Source organism: Marivita geojedonensis (genome assembly GCF_002115805.1).
Lineage (GTDB): Bacteria > Pseudomonadota > Alphaproteobacteria > Rhodobacterales > Rhodobacteraceae > Marivita > Marivita geojedonensis.
In genome coordinates, this window is the sequence record NZ_JFKC01000065.1 from 1 (window position 1) to 1,617 (window position 1,617).

Annotated in this window: 3 protein-coding genes; all 3 read left to right on the top strand. The window is 57.4% G+C overall.

Annotated features, from left to right (window positions below; genetic code table 11):
* The coding region (locus tag MGEO_RS21010) for an SDR family NAD(P)-dependent oxidoreductase (RefSeq protein WP_143746343.1) at positions 1-390 on the top strand (390 nt) is incomplete at its 5' end.
* Positions 391-415: 25 nt separating this feature from the next.
* Positions 416-1,105: a UPF0149 family protein gene (locus tag MGEO_RS21015; protein WP_085641689.1), complete on the top strand. Its 690-nt coding sequence runs from the start codon at positions 416-418 to the stop codon at positions 1,103-1,105.
* Positions 1,106-1,318: 213 nt separating this feature from the next.
* The coding region (locus tag MGEO_RS21020; RefSeq protein WP_085641690.1) for a hypothetical protein at positions 1,319-1,617 on the top strand (299 nt) is incomplete at its 3' end.

Below are 1,617 nucleotides of genomic sequence, written 5' to 3' on the forward strand. Positions count from 1 at the left end.
GCGATCGGGGCGTTCCTTGCAGGCAAGCACGCGGCCAGGCACATGCTCAACGCGGAGCCCATTGACGGTGTGCGGGGCACCATCCTGTTCACGGGGGCCTCCGCTGGGGTCAAAGGCTTCCCGCAATCCGCGCCTTTTGCCATGGGCAAATTCGCCCAACGTGGTCTTGCCGAGAGCATGGCACGGGAACTGCATCCCCAAGGCATCCATGTTTCCTGGATAAATATTGATGGTGGCATCCTGAATCCCGGACGTGTTGAGCCAGAAGATAAACCGGGGTCCATGCTGAGACCCGACGCGATTGCCCGGACCTACCGTCATCTGATTGAGCAAGACCGGAGCGCATGGACCAACGAGGTTGCTGTCAGGCCGTGGGTCGAGCGGTTCTGACGGGGAGCAGCTACTGGACGACACGATGCTGAATGACGACGAACTGGACCAATTGGAGTCGCTGCTCCTGTTCCACACGGATGAGGACGGCATGCTCCTGAGTGAGTTTGATGGCTTTTGCGCCGGGCTCATTGTCTGTCCCGAGGTCATTATGCCCGGGGAATGGCTACCTTGCGTCTGGGGCAGTCGCACCTCGCACTTGGACACACTTGAAGATGTGCAGGATCTCACCGACCTGCTGATGCGCCACTACAACGACGTCGTTCAGTCCTTGATGCCGCCTGCACTTGAGTATGGTCCAATCTATGATCAGGACAATCAGACCGCGGAGGTTCTTTGGGAGACCTGGTGCTGTGGCTTCGAGCGGGCGATGGCGTTGCGACCGGATTCCTGGGAGCAGATCGTTGAGGGAGGTGACGAAGAGGCAGCCGCTGCGGTCAATATGATGCTGGCGCTGTACCACATCGCCGAAGGACAAAGTGATCTGTCCAAGGCATCGATCAAGACCCTCACCAAAGACGCTCCGGACATTATTCCGAACCTGGTGCTGACGCTAAACACCTGGACCAAGTCCGGGACCACGGCTGCCCCCTTCCCGGCTTGGGCGGCCGCAAACCAACCACAAGCGCCGTTTCATGGAACCAAGGTCGGCCGCAACGACCCCTGTCCCTGCGGTTCAGGACGGAAGTACAAGCGGTGCTGTGGGAGCAATTGAATGCAGACCCAAGTTTCAAATGGTAACTCGCCCTGAAAATTCAGCTTGGCCATCTCAAGCAAACTGTCACTGAGGTCAGTCCAGGGACCGCACCTCGACCCTGAAGCGAATACGGAACGATCCAACTGAATGAACAGACAACCTGATACATCAGCGATCCAAAACCATGCGGCTTACCTATGGAAAAGACGCTCGATACTTGGAGAAAAGCCCATGATCACAGAAATCGTAACGTTCAAGATTCCCGAAGGCATGGACAGAGACCGCTTGATTGCTCTGTTCGAAGAAAGCGCGGAAATCTGGCGAGCTCACCCGAAGCTGCATCGCAAGAACTATCTCTATGATCCAGAGGCACGGGTCGCCGGAGGCGTCTACACGTGGGACTCGGCTGCCGATGCCAAAGAAGCGCATGGGGAAGCGTTCCATGCCCGCGTCGCCGAAACATTCGGCAGCACGCCAGAGTTTCAGTATTTCGAGACACCTGTGGTCGTGCAAAACCGCCTGTCGCAAGA

Bases quoted from the DNA above. Each gene is read 5' to 3' on its own strand.
- MGEO_RS21015 (WP_085641689.1), top strand. From the start codon at position 416: ATGCTGAATGACGACGAACTGGACCAATTGGAGTCGCTGCTCCTGTTC.